Below are 17,895 nucleotides of genomic sequence, written 5' to 3' on the forward strand. Positions count from 1 at the left end.
CGATGGCCGTCTATACCCAGGTTCCCACCGAGGAGATGGAGGCCTTTCTCCATCGCTACAATCACGGCGCGCTGATTTCCGCCAAGGGAATCGCCGAGGGTGTCGAGAACAGCAATTATCTGATCGAAACGACCACCAGCCGTTTCATCCTGACGCTCTATGAAAAACGCGTCGATGTCGGCGACCTGCCATTCTTTTTCGCGCTGCTCGATCATCTCGCGGCCAAGGGGCTCAACATTCCCCGGGTGTTGCCCGATCGGCTTGGGCAGCAGTTGCAGACACTCGCAGGCCGCCCGGCCTGCCTGATCGAGTTTCTGAGCGGGCTGTCGGTGACGCATCCGACGCCGGCGCAGGCGCGCGCCGCTGGTGGCGCATTGGGAGACATGCATAAGGCGCTGGCCGATTTCGGGCTGTCGCGGCCCAACAATCTCGGCCTGGCGGGATGGCATGCGCTTGCCGGGCGGTGCGGCGTCGATCTCGATACCATCGCGCCGGGCCTTGGCGATCGGGTGGCACGCGAACTGGCCTTCCTCGACGCGAACTGGCCGCATCATCTGCCGACATCGGTGATCCATGCCGATATGTTTCCGGATAATGTGCTGTTGCTGGGGGACGCCGTCAGCGGAGTGATCGATTTCTATTTCGCCTGTACCGATATCCGCGCCTGGGATCTGGCGGTCACCCATACGGCCTGGTGCTTCGAAAGTGATGGGACCCGTTATCATGCAGACGTCGGCGCTGCCTTGATCGCCGGCTATCATGCGCATTTCGGCCTGTCCGATCTCGAGCGCGCGGCGTTTGCGATCCTGGCCCGTGGCGCCTGCCTGCGCTTCCTGCTGACGCGCGCCTGGGATTGGTTGAATACCCCTCCTTCGGCGATCGTCACCCGCAAGGACCCGCTCGCCTTTCTGCGGCGGCTCGATTTCTATGCGGAAGTCGACTCCGCGGCGCTGGTGGGCGCATGACCGAACTACCGTTCGTCGAGATTGCGACCGATGGAGCGTGCAAGGGCAATCCGGGCCCGGGCGGCTGGGGCGCGCTCATTCGCTTTGGGGCGCACGAAAAGGAGCTTTCGGGGGCAGAGAATCCGAGCACCAACAACCGAATGGAATTGATGGCGGCAATCAGCGCGCTGAAGGCGCTTAACCGGCCGTGCCGGGTGAAACTGTCGACCGACAGCCGTTACGTCATGGATGGACTCACCAAGTGGATCCACGGCTGGCGCAAGAATGGCTGGAAGACCGCGGACAAGAAGCCGGTCAAAAATGCCGAACTGTGGCAGGAACTGGTGGCGGCTGCCGCTCCGCATCGGGTCGAATGGATCTGGGTGAAGGGGCATGCTGGCCATCCGGACAATGAACGCGCGGACCGGTTGGCGAGCGATGCGGCGTTGGGCGTGCGGCTTCAGCCTTCCTGAGAGCGTGGGGTAAAATCGGTTTCGACGACATTGTCGATCGCCCGCGCGATCGGCTTCGGCATGCCGCCAATTTGGTGCCGGAGGAACTCCGAAAGCGCGGCGGCCTGCGCGACCATATCGCCAATGATAGCCGGCGGGCAGGCGCGCTGGCTGCATTGACGCGCGATGGACGCGAGCAGTCGCGATAGCGCGAAATTGCCAAAATTATCGAGCAATGCGCGCAACGCCTCCGCCTCGGCCGCCGCCAGATCCCAGGCCGTGGCGCGGATCGCCGCGGCAATCCGCACGGGCCGATCGGTGACATCGAACAGCAGCATTTTCATCAACACCCCGGCTTCCTCGAAGCCGGCCTGTTCGACCAGCCAATTGAGCCGTTCGCGATTGAAATGATCGGCGGGCTGTTCGGCTTGTGAAATGGCGCCGCGGCGCATCTTCTCGACCATATCGAGCAATTGGCTGGAGACGATCGGCTTCGGCAGGAAACTGTCGATCCCGGCCTCGAAATAGGCACGGCGGCGTTCAGGCTGGCCGTCGGCGCTGATGGCCAGGATCGGCGTCTGGGACGCCGGCGGATCGAGCGCGCGAATCGCCCGTGTGGCCGCGAGCCCATCCAGTTCGGGCATCTGCATGTCCATCAGGATCAGATCGAAGCGCTGGCCGGTGGTGGCGCTGAGCGCCTTCAACCCGTCTTCGACAGCCACTACTTCGTGCCCCTGCCGGGTCAGCAACGCGGACATCAAGCGCCGGTTTACAGGATTATCCTCGGCCAGCAGGATGCGCAGCGGGCCAAGTGGCTGACCATCAGTGTGTTGCCCGGATGCCGTTGGGCTCATGCTGATCGCGAATGGCAGTTCGATGCTGAATGTGCTTCCGCGGCCCGGATCGCTCGAAACAGCGATCGATCCTCCCATCGCCTCGGCAAGCTGCTGGCTGATTGCCAGGCCGAGCCCGCTTCTGCCCTCTAGCCGTGCCCGCGCCGCATCGACCTGCTCATAGCGCGAGAATATCCGTCCTAGCGCCTCCTGACCGATGCCGATCCCGCTGTCCTGCACCACCACCATCCAGTAATCGGTGCCAGGCTCGCTACGCGATATCGAGGCGGAGATCGAAATTCGTCCCGTCTCGGTATATTTGATCGCGTTACCGATCAGGTTGGAAAAGATCTGCTGCACACGGGCCGAATCGCCATGGACGATGGCGGGTGCGCCATCCAGCCCATGGGCATCGAGGTGGAGCGCCTTGTTCTGGGCGGTCGATTGGAACAGATCGACCGTAGTGCGAATCAGTGCCTTCAGATCGAAGGGGCGGCTTTCCAGCACCATGCGGCCGGTGCCCACGCGGGACAGATCAAGCATGTCGTCCAGCACGGCGGTGAGCGTGCAGGCCGACTGCGACAGGCTTTCGAGCAAATGGGATCGTTGTCCGTCCGCGGGATCGGCACGCAGCAGATCGATCGTCGCCAAAATGCCTGTCATCGGTGTGCGGATTTCGTTGGAAATGACCGCTATGAAATCGGCATATGCGCGTTCCGCAGCCTTGGCCTGATCGCGCGCGAGGATCAGTGCCCGCTCTGCCTCGACCTCCTGCGTCACTTCGCGCATGATCCCGAACATGGCATTCCGCCCGTCCATGCGGCCGCTCGTCACGACATAGATGATGCGTCCGTCGGCCCGTACCATTCGCAGTCTGGTGGGCTGGAGAATTCCCGTTTGCTCAACCTGATCGCCGGCCGCGTCGACGATCGGGCGGTCGTCCGGGAGAAAGAAGGCGGATAGGTCGTCGCGGGTCAGCGCCCGGTCCGGCGCAATCCCGACCATGGCATAAAGCGTGGGGGACCAGGAAACGTCATGCGTGACAAGATTGATCCGCCAATGGCCGATACCTGCATCGGCCTCGGCCATCGTGAGCAGTCGATTCTCTTCGGAGAGTTGATTTTCCGGAATCGTCTCTGCCCCTGTCCGTTCGTCTCTACCGCCGCACTCTGCTCGCGGCGGCAACACGCTTTTGCCGCCGTCGGCCATATTAACCGTCATGAGGGCGCGCCGCCACTCTTTCCGCAACGCTGAGGTGTTTTGCGTATGATCAAGGGGCTGTTGCCAATTCCGTCGATTCGCCACCGGTGGGCGGGCCGGGCAGGGGGCTGGTGAAGCCCAGCCTCGGAAAATACGCTAACGCCCTGGCCGGCTGCCGACGAAAAGGGCCGATGCCAGGATTGCTCCCCCCACGAGCAGCGCCAGCCATGGCCAAGGGTGCACGGCCAATAGGAATATCGCATATCCCCCGGCCATGCTGCCGATCGCCAAGATCTTTGCTTTGATCGGTATAGCGCCGCGTTCACGCCAGTTGCGCACAGGCGGCCCGAGCCAGCGATGATCGAGCAGCCAGCGTTCGAAGCGTGGCGATGATTTCGTGAAGCAGCCAGCCGCGCCGATCAGGAACACCGTTGTCGGCATCACCGGCAACAACGCCCCGATAACGCCCAAGGCGATCAGGAACCAGCCGAGCCCGAACCAGACCCAGCGGATCATGGCGCCGGCGCGATCAGAGCGCCCCGTGGCAGTGCTTGTACTTCTTGCCCGACCCGCAGGGGCAGGGCGAGTTCCGGCTGAGCGTCGCCGTCAGCGCCGGATCGAGCGCCAGGCCGGCGCCGCCGGTCATCTCGGGAAGCCGGGTGGTCACCAGCCCGCCACCGTTCCAGCCGTCGTCTTCGCCGGTCAACGGATCGACGTGGCTGGTGATGAAATCCGGCATCGGCGGCAATTCGGCCATTTCCGGTGCGAAGCCGAAGCGCGCATGCGCCAGGATTCGGGTCACTTCCTCGCGGATCGCGCCGAGCATCCGCTCGAACAAGGCGAAGGCTTCCTGCTTATATTCGTTGAGCGGTGTCTTCTGGGCATAGGCCCGCAGGTGGATCACCTGCCTCAGCGCGTCGAGCGTCGCCAGATGCTCCTTCCAGTGATGGTCGAGCGACTGCAGCAGCACGCTCTTCTCGATGCCATGCCAGCTCGGCTCGTCGATCGCCGCACGCTTCTCGGCGATCAGCGCATCCGCAGCGGCCAGGGTTCGCTCGGCCAGCGTCTCGGGGTCGAGTCCGTCCTCGGCCAGCCATGCGTCGATCGGCAGGTCGAGGCCGAGCGTCTCCATCGCGCGGGCTTTCAGCATCTCGACATTCCATTGTTCGGGATAGCTGTTGGGCGGGCAGGCTTCGCCGACGATCGCGTTGGCGGTCTCGGCGCGCATGTCGGCGACAACGTCGTCGACGGTTTCGGCATCCATGATGTCGGCGCGCTGTTCGTAGATCACCTTGCGCTGATCGTTCATCACGTCGTCATATTCGACGACCTGCTTGCGGATATCGTAGTTGCGGGCCTCGACCTTCTTCTGCGCGGTCTCGATCGCCTTGGAGATCCATGGTGACACGATGGCCTCGCCATCCGCCAGATTCTTGTTCATCATCTTCGCGAACATCGTCTGCGGCCCGAAGATTCGCAGCAGATCGTCGTCGAGCGACAGATAGAAGCGGCTGAGGCCGGGATCGCCCTGCCGGCCCGAACGGCCGCGCAGCTGATTGTCGATGCGTCGGCTCTCATGGCGCTCGGTGCCGAGCACGAACAGGCCGCCGGCCTCTAGCACCTTCTGCTTTTCGTCGGCGATCTCGGTGACGATGCGGCTGGCGACCGCCTCATATTCCGGCGTGCCGGCAACCAGATCGGGATGTTCGTCCAGCATGCGGAATTCGAGGTTGCCGCCCAGTTGGATGTCGGTGCCGCGCCCTGCCATGTTGGTGGCGATCGTCACGGCTGCAAGCCGGCCGGCCTGTGCCACGATATGCGCTTCCTGCTCATGGTAGCGCGCGTTGAGCACCTTGTGCGGTACGCCCTCCTTGATCAGGAATTCGGACAGCATCTCCGATTTCTCGATCGATACGGTACCCACCAGCACCGGCTGGTTGCGGGCCGCCGCCTCGCGGATCGCGACCGTGATCGCGCCGAATTTATCGTTGATGTTCTTGTAGAATTCGTCGTCCTCATCGATTCGCTTGACCGGTACGTTGGTGGGGATGGTGACGACATTCATCTTGTAGATCTGGTAGAATTCCGGGGCCTCGGTGGCCGCGGTGCCGGTCATGCCGCCCAGCTTGGGGTACATGCGGAAATAATTCTGGAAGGTGATCGAGGCCAGTGTCTGATTCTCGGGCTCGATATGAACGCCTTCCTTGGCCTCGACCGCCTGGTGAAGCCCGTCGGACCAGCGGCGCCCATCCATCATGCGGCCCGTGAATTCGTCGATAATGACGACCTTGCCGTCTTTGACGATGTAATCGGTGTCGAGCTTGAACACGATGTTCGCGCGCATCGCCTGGTTCAGGTGGTGGACGACCTGGGTATTCTCGAAATCGTAGAGATTGGCGCCTTCGAGCAGGCCCGCATCTTCGAGCAACCGCTCGATCCGCTCGGTGCCGTCCTCAGTGAGCACTACCGATCGCTGCTTCTCGTCGAGCTCATAATCCGCCGGCAGAACCTGCTTCACGATCAGATCGACCTGCTTGTACAGTTCCGATTTGTCGTCGGTCGGTCCCGAGATGATAAGCGGCGTGCGCGCTTCGTCGATCAGGATCGAATCGACCTCGTCGACGATCGCGAAATTGAACGGCCGCTGTACCATCAGCGCGCGTTCATATTTCATATTGTCGCGCAGATAATCGAAGCCGAACTCGTTGTTCGTGCCGTAAGTGATGTCGGCGGCGTAGGAATCTCGCCGTTCCTCGTCGGTCAGGTGCGGGATGATCACGCCGGTGGTCAGCCCCAGGAAGCGATAAACCCGGCCCATCCATTCGGCATCGCGCGCTGCCAGATAGTCATTGACTGTCACGACATGCACGCCCTTGCCGGGAAGTGCGTTCAGATAGGTGGCCAACGTCGCCACCAGCGTCTTGCCTTCACCCGTTCGCATCTCGGCAATTTCACCGCGATGGAGGACGATGCCGCCAATCATCTGCACATCGTAATGGCGCTGGCCCAGCACGCGCTTGGCCGCCTCGCGGACCGTGGCAAAGGCCTCTGGCAGAATCGCATCGAGGGTCTGACCTTCGGCAAGCCGCTGCCGAAACAGGACCGTCTGATTCGCCAGTTCGTCGTCGGACATCGCCGAAATCACGGGCTCGAAACCGTTGATCCGGTTCACGATAGGCCGCAGCGACTTCACGTAGCGATCGTTGGACGATCCGAAAATGGCTTTGGCGATCCCGCCGAGCATGGGCATTCCTTATGGATTATCAGATGTGGAGCAGGCTTCCCCGCTCGCAGACCGGTTCGCGGCGGAGATAGGGTTTGACCTTGGCCACGTCAATTGAGCCCGCAAACTTGCGGGTAGATGGATTCAGGACCTCTCAACGTCGCTTGTGGCGAGAAGGTCCGCGCGGAGCAGCGTGATCTTCGCCTTGCCATGCACTCGCTCGGCTTCGACCGCGAATCCGGGAACGGAGACGGCCTCTGCTTTGCCGGTCTCGATGCTGACCCAGCCCCCAGGTGCAAGCTTGATGGTGCCGAGCACTTTCTGGCCCAGCCCCGTGCCGTAAGGCGGATCGATCAGCACGAGATCGAACGGCCCGCCGGAGAAGCCTTCGGCGGCCGTCGCCCGAATTTCGGCATTCGCTCCCAGTTTGGCGATGTTGGTCTTGAGCGCCGCGATCGCCTCGCGTTCGCGTTCGACGAAGGTGCAATGGGCGGCGCCGCGCGAGAGCGCCTCGAGCCCGAGCGCGCCGGTGCCGGCGCAGATGTCGGCGACTCGCAGCCCTTCGAAGCTGCCGAGCCGGCTGGTCAGCATCGAGAACAGCGCCTCGCGCGTCCGGTCGCTCGTCGGGCGGGTGGCGAGGCCTTCGGGGGCAATTATCGGTCGGCCGCGCCAGGCCCCGGATATGATTCGCATCGCTCTTATTTCGGTTTCTTCAATGTCTTGCGGAATGCCACCAGCTGATTCTGGAGGATCTCGCCGACTTCGCCGGGCGCGAGATCGCCAAGCACGAACGGGCCGTATGCAGTGCGAATCAACCGCGAAACTTTCAGGCCGAGATGTTCGAGAACACGTCGCACTTCGCGATTCTTGCCCTCTTTCAGCTTCATCTCGATCCAGGTGTTGGCGCCAGTGCGCCGTTCGAGATTGGCGTCGATCGATCCGTAGCGGACGCCCTCGATCTCGACGCCTTCGATCAGGTCCTCGAGTTGTTCCTGGGTGACATTGCCATAAGCCCGGGCGCGGTAGGTGCGCTCGACGCCGGTGGCGGGCAGTTCGAGCTGGCGCTTGAATTCTCCGTCGGTGGTCAGCAGCAACAGACCTTCGGTTCCAAGATCGAGCCGGCCAACCGGGATCACGCGCGGAAGGTCCTTGGGCAGGCGATCGTAGATCGTCGGCCGGCCCTTGGGATCGCGTTCGGCTGTCAGCAGGCCGGCTGGCTTGTGATACAGGAACAGCCGGGTGGGCTCGGGCGCGGCGACCGGCTTGCCATCGACGGTGACGTTCTGCAGCGAGGCGAGCAAGGTTGCTGGCGTTTCGATCGGCACGCCATTGACTGCGATCCGACGCTCGATGATCATCCGTTCGATTTCGCGGCGTGATGCGATGCCGGCGCGTGCCAGCAGTTTGGCGATGCGTTGGGGATCGCTGGCGGACTTGCGGATCACCGGCTCCGACGAGCGGGCAGGCGGCGCGGTCTTGCCGCGCGACGGCCGCCGGGACGGTTTCGCGGGCGAAAATTTCGCGGGTGGTGATTTCGAGGGTGGGCGCATGCACCGCGCTTAGCCGGATGCGGCGCGAAGCGCCAGCGGCGCCTCCTCTCCATCCTGTTGCAGGCTTTCGATGCATCCGTACCAGCCGAGGCCGCGATAGGTTTCGTAGCCCGGGGTTTCGGCAAAAGCGACGAGCATGCCCTCGCGCTCATAATAGCCGCTGGCGCGGCCATCGAGTCGCAGCGGATAGCGTTCCGTGCAGACACCTTTGCCGTCGGAAGAAGCGATGACCCGACGATCGGCATCGAGCAGCATCAACCGCGCCATTCCCCGCTCGGCGGCGGACAGGCCGATGCCGTCGAGTACGGCCTGTGCCTGCGGTTGCCAGTCGAAGAATATGCCGAGCGCGCCAATCGCGGCGCCGCGTGTGTCGCCATTGGCCCGGACCGCCGTTGAATAGGTCGCGACCTGCGCGCCGTTGAGGGCCGGGGCGGTGCTGATATCGCAGACCCGAAAGTCATCCCCGCTCTGCGTTCGCATCGCGGTCTGGAACCATGGTTCGCGCGATACATCCTGCCGGGCTGCGGCCGGATAACGGTCGGGCCGGCCGGTGGCGATGATTCGGCCATTTTTGTCGGCGATCCACAGGTCGAGATAGACGGTATAGGATCGCAATATCGTTGCCAGCCGGTCCTGCGCATGGCGCGCCGTTTCGGGCGACGGACTTTGCAGCGCGTCGACGACCGAGCTATCAGTAGCCCACCAGCGGACGTCGCAGGACCGCTCATAAAGGTTGCGATCGATGATTTCGACAGCCGAGCGAGCAAGGTCGGTATAGCGCGTTCCCTTGAACTCGGTCATCATCTGGCTACCGGCGCTTTGCAGCAGGGCGATGTTGGCGGAGACGGCGCTGCGCAATTCGCTACCGATCGAGGAGATCGACGTCGCCAGCACGCCCAGCTCTTGCGCCACGACCGAAAATGCCCGCCCGGCCTCGCCGGCCCGCGCCGCTTCCAGCCGCGCGTTGATGGCGAGCATGCCGGTCTGGCGCATTACCAGATCGATGCGGTCGACCTTTTCTTCGGTTATCCGAGAGACTTCGTAGGCCAGTTGTAAGATATCGTCCTGCATGTGCGTCCCCCAGTTCGACCCATCCGCGAAACTCTCCCATCGAAGCTGTGGCAATTGGCCGCTCTTTCGAGGCATGATGCGGGCAATGTGATGAATCAATCGTAACCGTCGGCGCAACAATCGGCGGATTTTTCGGGTTTTCGGTGCAAAACGGAGTCAATTTCGACAATGATCAATGACACAGCCTGGAACCGGCTTTTGGCGGTTGCCCCGCAGCGACTGGCCGATCTGTTCGTCGCCGAGCCGGATCGCCTGTCGCGCTTGTCGATCGAAGAGGCAGGGCTCCTGTTCGATTTTTCGAAGACGCACCTTTCGGCCGGCCTGATCGACGGATTCCTGGCGCTGGCCGAGGAACGTGGGTTCGCCGCGCACCGCGAGGCGCTGTTTTCGGGGGCGGCCGTGAACGTGACCGAGGGCCGCGCGGCCGAGCACCCCGCGGAGCGCGGGCAGGGCACGCCGGAGAGTGTTGCCCGCGCCCGCGCGTTCCAGGCCCGGATGCGGGCGATGATCGACGCGATCGAGGCTGGCGCGCTGGGCCCGATCCGCCACGTCCTCCATGTCGGTATCGGCGGATCGGCGCTGGGCCCCGATCTGCTGATGGATGCGCTGGGGCGCGATACCGATCGTTATGATGTCGCGATCGTCTCGAATGTCGACGGCGCGGCGCTGGAAGAGGTGTTCAAGCGATTCGATCCTGCCGCGACCCTGCTGGTCATCGCGTCGAAAACCTTCACGACCACCGAGACGATGCTCAACGCCAATAGCGTTCTCGCCTGGATGGAAGAGGCGAACGTCGAGGATCCTTATGCACAGGTCGTCGCGCTGACCGCGTCGCCCGAAAAGGCGATCGAATGGGGTGTCGATGAAACCCGCATCCTGCCCTTTTCGGAAAGTGTCGGCGGTCGCTACTCCTTATGGTCCTCGATCGGCTTCCCGGCGGCGCTTGGCCTCGGTTGGGATGCTTTCGAGGAATTGCTCGAGGGCGCGGCGGCGATGGACCGGCATTTCCGGCTGGCCCCGCCCGAGCGCAACCTGCCGTTGCTCGCGGCGTTCGTCGATCAATATTATTCGGTCGTGCGCAAGGCCGAGACGCGCGCAGTGTTCGCCTATGACGAGCGGCTCCGTCTGCTGCCATCCTATCTTCAGCAGCTCGAAATGGAGTCGAACGGCAAGAGCGTGAAGGCCGATGGCTCGGCGGTAGAGGGCCCTACCGCTGCGATCACCTGGGGCGGGGTCGGCACCGATGCACAGCATGCGGTGTTCCAGCTGCTCCATCAGGGCACGCGACTGGTCCCTGTCGAATTCATCGCCGCGGTCGAGCCTGGCGATGCACTCGACGAGGCGCATCATCGTGCGTTGCTGATCAACTGTTTCGCGCAAGGGGCGGCATTGATGGCCGGCAAGGCCAATGGCGATCCGGCGCGGGCTTATGCCGGCGATCGGCCGTCGACCACGATCCTGATCGATCGGGTAGATCCCGCCCGCCTCGGCGCGCTGCTGGCCTTCTACGAACACCGGACCTTCGCCAATGCCGTGTTGATGGGGGTCAACCCGTTCGACCAGTTCGGTGTCGAGCTGGGCAAGGAGATTGCTAGGTCCATCGAGGCCGAAGGCACCGATCGGTTCGATGCTTCCACCCGAGCGCTGATCGCTCGCGCCTTTGGATGATGCGATCCTGAATTGTTAGTCAGTCGATCACTCTGATGACCATTGTGCGTTTGCATCGATCACAGCGCGACGCCATATCGCCATGCATATCAACCCAAATGTTATGAAGGCTCGGGACCGATGGCCGAATTCGATTATGATCTGTTCGTGATTGGCGCCGGCTCGGGCGGCGTCCGCGCGTCGCGCGTTTCGGCCGCTTATGGCGCGAAGGTTGCGGTGGCCGAAGAGTATAAAGTAGGCGGCACCTGCGTCATCCGTGGCTGCGTGCCCAAGAAGATGCTCGTCTATGGATCGCATTTCGCCGAAGATCTGCACGATGCCGCACGTTATGGCTGGACTCTGGGCGAGACCAGCTTCGACTGGCCTACTCTGCGCGACAATGTGCAGGACGATGTGGCGCGGCTTGAAGGGCTCTATACGAACACGCTCGACAACAATAAGGTCGAGATCTTCCGCGAGCGCGCCACCGTGTCGGGGCCCAACGAGATCACGCTGGCGAGCGGCCGTACCGTCACCGCGAAGACGATCCTGATCGCCACCGGGGCATGGCCGGTGGTGCCGGACGTCCCCGGCGCCGAACATGGCATCACCTCGAACGAGGTGTTCCACCTCGAAACCTTCCCGAAGCGGGTTGTGATCGCCGGGGCGGGCTATATCGCCAACGAGTTCGCCGGCATTTTTCACGCGCTGGGCAGCAAGGTCACCGTCGTCAACCGGTCGGACCAGATCCTGCGCGGCTATGACGAGCAGATCCGCGACCGGCTGTTCCAGATATCGACCGCCAAGGGCATCGAATTTCTATTCAACGTCCAGTTCGACAATATCGAAAAGAAGGCGGATGGCGCGCTGACCATCCATTTCAAGGATCATGAGTCGCTCGACGCCGATGTCCTGCTATTCGCGATCGGCCGCAACCCGCACAGCAAGGGACTCGGACTCGAAACCGCGGGCGTCGAACTCGACGAGAAGGGCGCCATCAAGGTCGGTGACGATAATCGCACCAATATCCCCAGCATCTATGCCGTCGGAGACGTGACGAACCGGGTGCAGCTGACTCCGGTCGCGATTCGCGAGGGGCAGGCCTTTGCCGACACCGTGTTCGGCAACAAGCCGCACGTCGTCGATTATGATTGCATCCCGTCGGCGGTGTTCAGCAACCCGCCGATGGCCGGCGTGGGCCTCACCGAGCGCCAGGCGCGCGAACAATATGGCGCTGTGAAGATCTTCACCTCCGATTTCCGGCCGATGCGCAACGTGCTGGCCGGCAAGGCCGAACGCTCGCTCTACAAGCTGATCGTCCATGCGGAGACCGACGTCGTGCTCGGCATCCACATGATCAGCCCGGACGCGCCCGAAATCCTGCAGGCGGCGGCGATCGCGGTGAAGGCGAAGCTGACGAAGGCGCAGTTCGATGACACCGTCGCGTTGCATCCGTCGATGGCGGAAGAACTCGTGCTAATGAAGTGATTTGCCAATTTTAGCGCAGATTCGTATAGTGCGCTTAGGGCAGAGATGAACATCTCGCTCCCCGACGCGCTCAAGGCCTGGGCCGAACAGCGCGTTGCCGAGGGACGCTACCGCGATCCCCATCTTCGACATGATCTTGAGCAGCCCGTCGTCGATCGCCTTGCGATGGCGCTTGAGCGCCTAGCTGGCGTGGGCGTGACGCGGGTGAAGCCGGCTATCCGTTGCCTCTCCTATCGCAGCCATCGAATTTTCTATGTTTTCGGTGCGGCCGAGGAGCGGATCGTCCGTATTCTCCATCACGCCATGAATGCCCATCGGCACTTGTTGCAATCGGTCACCGTTAGGCCGCTAGCTATTTGATATCGACCGGAAAGCATCAATACGGCCGGCCTGTTTTGTCGAATGCTTCGCTTTCGACGGCAGCAGAATACGTCTGATGCGACCTCGGATCCGAACCTTTACCCTTGATCTGCATGCGCGCGGGAACTGGCGTTCCCGTTCGTGAACGGAAACGTCCCATTGCCCGATAGCTGGGGGAGGCAACTCCCGTATCGTCGTCTTTTACTTGGTCGCGTACTGCCCCGGCTCGGCGCCGAAGAATTCGCGGGCGAAGGCGCGGGTGGCGGCCATCGTCTTGAATGTCTCGTCCTGCAGGGTGGCGGTGACCAAAGGATAATTTTGCGAATTGAAGCGGGTGACGCGCACCGTCAGCCGGAACATGCCCTGTTCGTCCTTGGTGATCAGGAAGGGCTTGACGGGTATTCTGGACATTCTGGTCTCCGATTAAATATTGGTCGTGCCGCGCGCCTTCGCGGCTTCGTTCACGCCGGCGCGGGCGATCGTATCAGCGGCAGCTTCAGCCATCGCTTCCCAGCTCTCCGCCGATCGTTCGTGCATCGCGCGACGGTTCGGCAGGTTGGTCAGATCGGCGGCGGCGCGCTGGGCGGCGGCATTGGCGCGAAAGATCTCAAGATTCGACATGCTTACTCCTTCTCCCGGCTCCACAACAGGGCGTCGTGTGGAAGCGGCCGGGGTGAGGCCGCGGACACCGACCTCGCCCAGTGCACCGTCGATCATGGCCGACCAGACGCCGTCCACCGCTACCCGGCCGATCCGATCGACATGATCGGCGCCGGCTTCGGCCATCGCATCGGTCGGATCGCGCAACAGCACGAGCAGGTCGACAACGTCCTGCCGGCCGGCGTCCACGCCCGTCAGAGCGTGGAGCCATTGCCCGATGCGGGCGGCAAACCCGCCGTCATCGGGCAGGGCCGCGTCAATAGTCGCTGCTGCCGTAGGTTTTTGGTGCTTCGCTGGCACCGTCGACATAGTCGGCAATGCCGGCTTCGGTGGTGATCAGCAGGCCGGCGACCGATGCCGCATCCTGCAGCGCCGAACGGACGACCTTGGTCGGATCGATCACGCCGGCCGTCACCAGATTTTCATAGGCGTCCGTCTGCGCATTGAAGCCGAGCAGCTGATCGTTGCCGTCGATCAGCCGACCCGCGACGACGGCGCCGTCATGGCCCGCATTTTCTGCAATCTGGCGGATCGGCGCCTGCAGTGCACGACGGATGATGTCGATGCCGCGGGTCTGATCGTCATTGGCGCCCTTCATTGCGTCGAGCGCATGCGATGCATAGAGCAACGCGCAGCCGCCGCCGGGGACGATACCTTCCTCCACAGCCGCGCGGGTCGCATGAAGCGCGTCGTCGACGCGATCCTTGCGCTCCTTGACCTCGAGCTCGGTCGAACCGCCGACCTTGATGATCGCGACGCCGCCAGCGAGCTTGGCAAGGCGCTCCTGAAGCTTTTCCTTGTCATAGTCGCTGGTGGTGCCCTCGATCTGCTGGCGGATCGCATCGACCCTTGCCTTGATCGCATCGGCCGCACCGGCGCCATCGACGAGGACGGTATTGTCCTTGTCGATCGTCACCCGCTTGGCGGTGCCGAGCGTGTCGATCGTGACATTTTCGAGCTTGATGCCGAGATCCTCGGAGATGACCTGGCCGGCGGTCAGGATCGCGATATCCTCGAGCATCGCCTTGCGGCGATCGCCGAAGCCCGGCGCCTTGACGGCTGCGACCTTCAGGCCGCCGCGCAATTTGTTGACGACGAGCGTGGCCAAAGCCTCGCCTTCGATGTCCTCCGCGATGATCAGCAGCGGACGTCCGGACTGAACGACCGCTTCGAGGATCGGCAGGATCGCCTGCAGGTTGCTGAGCTTCTTCTCATGGATCAGGATGTACGGATCGGTGAGCTCGACCGCCATCTTCTCGGGGTTGGTCACGAAGTACGGCGACAGATAGCCGCGATCGAACTGCATGCCTTCGACGACGTCTATCTCGAATTCGAGGCCGGTGGCCTCTTCGATCGTGATCACGCCTTCCTTGCCGACCTTCTCCATCGCTTCGGCGATCTTGCGGCCGACGACTTCGTCGCCATTGGCCGAAACGATGCCGACCTGCGCGATTTCCTCATTGTTGGAAACGGCCCGCGAGCGCGCCTTGAGATCTGCGACGACGGCCAGAACGGCCATATCGATGCCGCGCTTGAGATCCATCGGGTTCATGCCGGCGGAGACCGACTTCATGCCTTCGCGCACGATCGCCTGGGCGAGCACGGTTGCGGTGGTGGTGCCATCGCCGGCATGGCCGTGCGTCTTCGACGCGACCTCGCGCAGCATCTGCGCGCCCATGTTCTCGAACTTGTCCTTGAGTTCGATCTCCTTGGCGACGGTGACGCCGTCCTTGGTGATGCGCGGTGCCCCATAACCCTTGTCGAGCACGACGTTGCGGCCCTTGGGGCCGAGCGTCACTTTCACCGCATTGGCGAGGATATCGACACCGCGGATGATGGCTTCGCGCGCGTCGCGCGAAAATCTTACGTCTTTAGCTGCCATGATGATGGCCTTTATTCCGGAGGAAATTCAGTAAGAAAGCGGGTTCAGCCAACGATGCCGAGCACGTCGCTTTCCTTCATGATGATCAAATCTTCACCGTCGATCTTGATCTCGGTGCCGGACCATTTGCCGAACAGGATCTTGTCGCCGGCCTTGACGTCGAGCGGCGTGATCGTGCCGTCCTCGGCGCGGATGCCGGTGCCCGCGGAGACGACTTCGCCTTCCTGCGGCTTTTCCTTGGCGCTGTCCGGAATGATGATGCCACCGGGCGTTTTCGCGACGGCTTCGATGCGACGCACGAGCACGCGATCGTGCAGGGGGCGGAATGTCATAAAGGGCGCAATCCTGTCGCTGGGTCGCGACGGCAAGCGGCGCTCACACAAGCGGAGCCAGCGCTGCCGGATTGCGATTGGCAGTCTTCTTATAAGAGTGCCAACACTTGTGATATCGGCCTTCGAAGGCAAAACGTCAAGGTGCGGATGTGCGCATCGTTGATGTTCGCGCTGGTTGTTTGCCCGGCGAACCGCTATCTTCGGTATGCTGCTCCACCCCGGATCAGAGCGTTGGCCGTCGGGCTCGAACGCCGCCGGAGACCAGATATGGCCAAGAGTCAGCGAAAGAGCAGCAAGGAAATTCGCAAACCCAAGAAGGAAGCCCCGCCAAAGGCCAATGCCTCGCAGGCATCGACCAAGGGCACGGTGCTCGGCAAGAGCCTTTAGCGCCTTTCCGGGTGAGGTTGAGGCACCGCGCCGCCGTCAGCCGGGCGTCCCCAGTCGGTCTTCATCGGTATAGACGTTGAAGCGGCTGAGGATCGCGGGCCCGAAAGCGTTGGTCAGCGCGGCATCGGTCGCATCGCGGCCGCGTGCCATCAGGATGCGCCCGCGCCGCGGCCGATTGTGCCGCGCATCGAACACATACCAGCGCCCGCCGAGATACGCCTCGAACCAGGCCGAGAAATCCATCTCGCCGACCAGTTCGGGCAGGTCCATATCGCCCATGTAACCGGTGCAATAGCGGGCGGGGATGTTCATACAGCGGCACAAGGCGATCGCGAGATGCGCGTAATCGCGGCACACGCCCCATTGCTCTTGATGCGCATCCCATGCGGTCTTGGTGGGCCGGGCGGACATATAATCGAAACGGATGCGATTATGCGCATAGGCCACGATCGTTTGTACCATCTCCCATCCGGGCGGGACCTTGCCGAACAGATCCCATGCGACCTCGGATAGCCGATCGGTTTCGCAATAGCGGCTGCCGAGCAGGAACAGCATCACCTCGTCGGGGAGTTGTTCGACCGGTACGGCCTGCGCGTCGGGAGCGACGATATCGGGCGCAAACGGATCTTCTATGACGAAGCCGCACGAGATGGTGATGCCGCCCTCGGGGATCGTGAAGCGCGAGCAGATATTCCCGAAACCGTCGATATAGTCGTAGATCGGCACGTCAGGCGTGGTGTAGATTCGTTGCGCCGTCCGCAGATCCCTGTTGCGCGACGAATGCACGCTCAGATTGGCGAGCATCGGCACGCGTTGTTGTGTTGTGAAACCGATGTCGTAACCGGCGCGGATCAGCATATGCATCGACCTTGGGCAAGAGGGCTGACGCGGGGCGACCGAATCAGGACACGGGTCCGTGATGCACACATCCTAGTCGTTGTGCACCTGCGAAGAAAATGGTGAACAGGGGTCTTTGTTCCGTGGGTGGATCATTGGCGATACGGCGCTTGCCTCTGGCCGCTCCGGCGCCGAAGCTCCCCTGATCAAGGGGATAAGTATGGCGGGATCATTATCGGGGAAGGTGGCGCTGGTCGTCGGCGGGACGCGGGGCATCGGCGGAGCGATCAGCCGGCGGATGGCGGCTGACGGCGCTTCGGTCGCGATGATCCATCTGGGCCGGACCGAAGACGCCGCCGCTATCACTGCCACGCTGGAGGCAGCCGCCACGCAGACTCTGGCGATCCAGGCAGACGCCGCAGACCCGGTGGCTTTGCTCGCGGCGATCGATCGGGCGTTTGCGCATTTCGGTCGGCTCGACATTCTCGTCAACAATGCTGGCCTATCTATCCTCGGGCCGCTCGAAGATTATGCTTCCGATGCCTTCGACCGCATTTTCGCTGCCAATGTCCGGGCGCCGTTCCTGGCGTCACAAAAGGCTGCCGGGCTGATGACCGATGGCGGCCGCATCATCTCGATCGGCAGCATCGTGGCAACCCGCATCCCCGGCGACGGTGGCACGCTCTATGCAGCCAGCAAGTCGGCGCTCGGCGGCATGACCCGCGGCCTCGCACGCGATCTGGGACCACGCGGCATTACCGCAAACCTCGTCCAGCCCGGCCCGATCGATACCGAACGCAACCCCGCAGAGGGACCTGGTGCGGAGGCCAATCGCGCGCCACTGGCGATCCGACGGCATGGTACGGCGCAGGAGGTCGCGGCTCTGGTTGCCTATCTTGCTTCGGAGGAGGCGGCTTTTGTAACCGGCGCGGTTTATAATATCGATGGTGGCTGGAGTGCTTGAAGCGGCCGGCCGCCGATCAGCATCGCTGGACTGACACATATGCGACGCATAGTGCCAGGTGCGAT

16 protein-coding genes and 1 pseudogene are annotated in these 17,895 nt (G+C 62.7%); 5 read left to right on the forward strand and 12 right to left on the reverse strand.

Annotated elements, in window-relative coordinates; genetic code table 11:
* Positions 1–2 precede the first annotated feature (2 nt).
* Both thrB and rnhA read left to right on the forward strand, forming a co-directional pair.
* Positions 3–965: a homoserine kinase gene (gene thrB / locus BLS13_RS12965; RefSeq protein ID WP_093452681.1), complete on the forward strand. Its 963-nt coding sequence runs from the start codon at positions 3–5 to the stop codon at positions 963–965.
* Positions 962–1,417: a ribonuclease HI gene (gene rnhA, locus BLS13_RS12970; protein ID WP_037522655.1), complete on the forward strand. Its 456-nt coding sequence runs from the start codon at positions 962–964 to the stop codon at positions 1,415–1,417. The genes thrB and rnhA overlap by 4 nt, the downstream gene beginning before the upstream one ends.
* On the opposite strand, the gene BLS13_RS12975 is transcribed toward rnhA, so the two are convergent.
* The 6 genes from BLS13_RS12975 to BLS13_RS13000 all read right to left on the reverse strand — a co-directional run bounded on the left by BLS13_RS12975 (position 1,405) and on the right by BLS13_RS13000 (position 9,273).
* On the reverse strand, positions 1,405–3,450 hold the full coding sequence (locus BLS13_RS12975; protein ID WP_256325859.1) for an ATP-binding protein: 2,046 nt from the start codon (positions 3,448–3,450) through the stop codon (positions 1,405–1,407). The two genes, rnhA and BLS13_RS12975, sit on opposite strands and share 13 nt — an antisense overlap.
* A 135-nt stretch (positions 3,451–3,585) precedes the next feature.
* Entirely contained in the window at positions 3,586–3,945 is a 360-nt protein-coding gene (locus BLS13_RS12980) for a YbaN family protein (protein WP_176943577.1), read from the reverse strand.
* Positions 3,946–3,958: 13 nt separating this feature from the next.
* On the reverse strand, positions 3,959–6,673 hold the full coding sequence (secA, locus tag BLS13_RS12985; protein WP_093452833.1) for a preprotein translocase subunit SecA: 2,715 nt from the start codon (positions 6,671–6,673) through the stop codon (positions 3,959–3,961).
* Between the two features lie 123 nt (positions 6,674–6,796).
* Positions 6,797–7,345, reverse strand: coding sequence for a 16S rRNA (guanine(966)-N(2))-methyltransferase RsmD (gene rsmD, locus BLS13_RS12990; RefSeq protein WP_093452683.1), 549 nt, complete (start codon positions 7,343–7,345; stop codon positions 6,797–6,799).
* Between the two features lie 5 nt (positions 7,346–7,350).
* Positions 7,351–8,097 carry a pseudouridine synthase gene (locus tag BLS13_RS12995; RefSeq protein ID WP_037522966.1) on the reverse strand — a complete coding sequence of 249 codons (747 nt, stop codon included), beginning with the start codon at positions 8,095–8,097 and terminating at the stop codon, positions 7,351–7,353.
* A 114-nt stretch (positions 8,098–8,211) separates the two neighbouring features.
* Complete coding sequence (locus tag BLS13_RS13000) at positions 8,212–9,273, reverse strand: cache domain-containing protein (protein WP_093452684.1); 1,062 nt, start codon at positions 9,271–9,273, stop codon at positions 8,212–8,214.
* A 168-nt stretch (positions 9,274–9,441) separates the two neighbouring features.
* Between BLS13_RS13000 and pgi the strand changes: the two genes are divergently transcribed.
* The gene (gene pgi, locus BLS13_RS13005; RefSeq protein ID WP_093452686.1) at positions 9,442–10,941 is read left to right on the forward strand and encodes a glucose-6-phosphate isomerase; all 1,500 of its coding nucleotides are present in this window, start codon (positions 9,442–9,444) and stop codon (positions 10,939–10,941) included.
* A 120-nt stretch (positions 10,942–11,061) separates the two neighbouring features.
* Complete coding sequence (gene gor, locus BLS13_RS13010; RefSeq protein ID WP_093452687.1) at positions 11,062–12,408, forward strand: glutathione-disulfide reductase; 1,347 nt, start codon at positions 11,062–11,064, stop codon at positions 12,406–12,408.
* A 102-nt stretch (positions 12,409–12,510) separates the two neighbouring features.
* On the opposite strand, the pseudogene BLS13_RS21215 reads toward gor, so the two are convergent.
* The 6 genes and pseudogenes from BLS13_RS21215 to BLS13_RS13040 form a co-directional block, all read right to left on the reverse strand.
* Positions 12,511–12,585, reverse strand: a pseudogene (locus BLS13_RS21215) (glutamate synthase central domain-containing protein); the annotation flags it as partial.
* A 384-nt stretch (positions 12,586–12,969) separates the two neighbouring features.
* Positions 12,970–13,179 carry a hypothetical protein gene (locus tag BLS13_RS13020; RefSeq protein ID WP_037522672.1) on the reverse strand — a complete coding sequence of 70 codons (210 nt, stop codon included), beginning with the start codon at positions 13,177–13,179 and terminating at the stop codon, positions 12,970–12,972.
* Positions 13,180–13,191: 12 nt separating this feature from the next.
* Entirely contained in the window at positions 13,192–13,737 is a 546-nt protein-coding gene (locus tag BLS13_RS21055) for a hypothetical protein (RefSeq protein WP_256325861.1), read from the reverse strand.
* Positions 13,685–15,310, reverse strand: a complete 1,626-nt coding sequence (groL, locus tag BLS13_RS13030; RefSeq protein WP_093452690.1) for a chaperonin GroEL — start codon at positions 15,308–15,310, stop codon at positions 13,685–13,687. Before groL ends, BLS13_RS21055 begins: the two co-directional genes overlap by 53 nt.
* Positions 15,311–15,354: 44 nt before the next feature.
* Entirely contained in the window at positions 15,355–15,642 is a 288-nt protein-coding gene (locus BLS13_RS13035) for a co-chaperone GroES (RefSeq protein WP_093452692.1), read from the reverse strand.
* A gap of 423 nt (positions 15,643–16,065) precedes the next feature.
* Positions 16,066–16,887 (reverse strand): transglutaminase-like domain-containing protein, encoded by an 822-nt coding sequence (locus tag BLS13_RS13040; RefSeq protein WP_093452836.1) that lies wholly within the window; start codon positions 16,885–16,887, stop codon positions 16,066–16,068.
* Between the two features lie 199 nt (positions 16,888–17,086).
* Between BLS13_RS13040 and BLS13_RS13045 the strand changes: the two genes are divergently transcribed.
* Positions 17,087–17,830: an SDR family oxidoreductase gene (locus tag BLS13_RS13045; RefSeq protein ID WP_093452693.1), complete on the forward strand. Its 744-nt coding sequence runs from the start codon at positions 17,087–17,089 to the stop codon at positions 17,828–17,830.
* Positions 17,831–17,895 lie beyond the last annotated feature (65 nt).

It is taken from the genome of Sphingomonas sp. YR710 (genome assembly GCF_900101455.1).
Taxonomy (GTDB): domain Bacteria; phylum Pseudomonadota; class Alphaproteobacteria; order Sphingomonadales; family Sphingomonadaceae; genus Rhizorhabdus.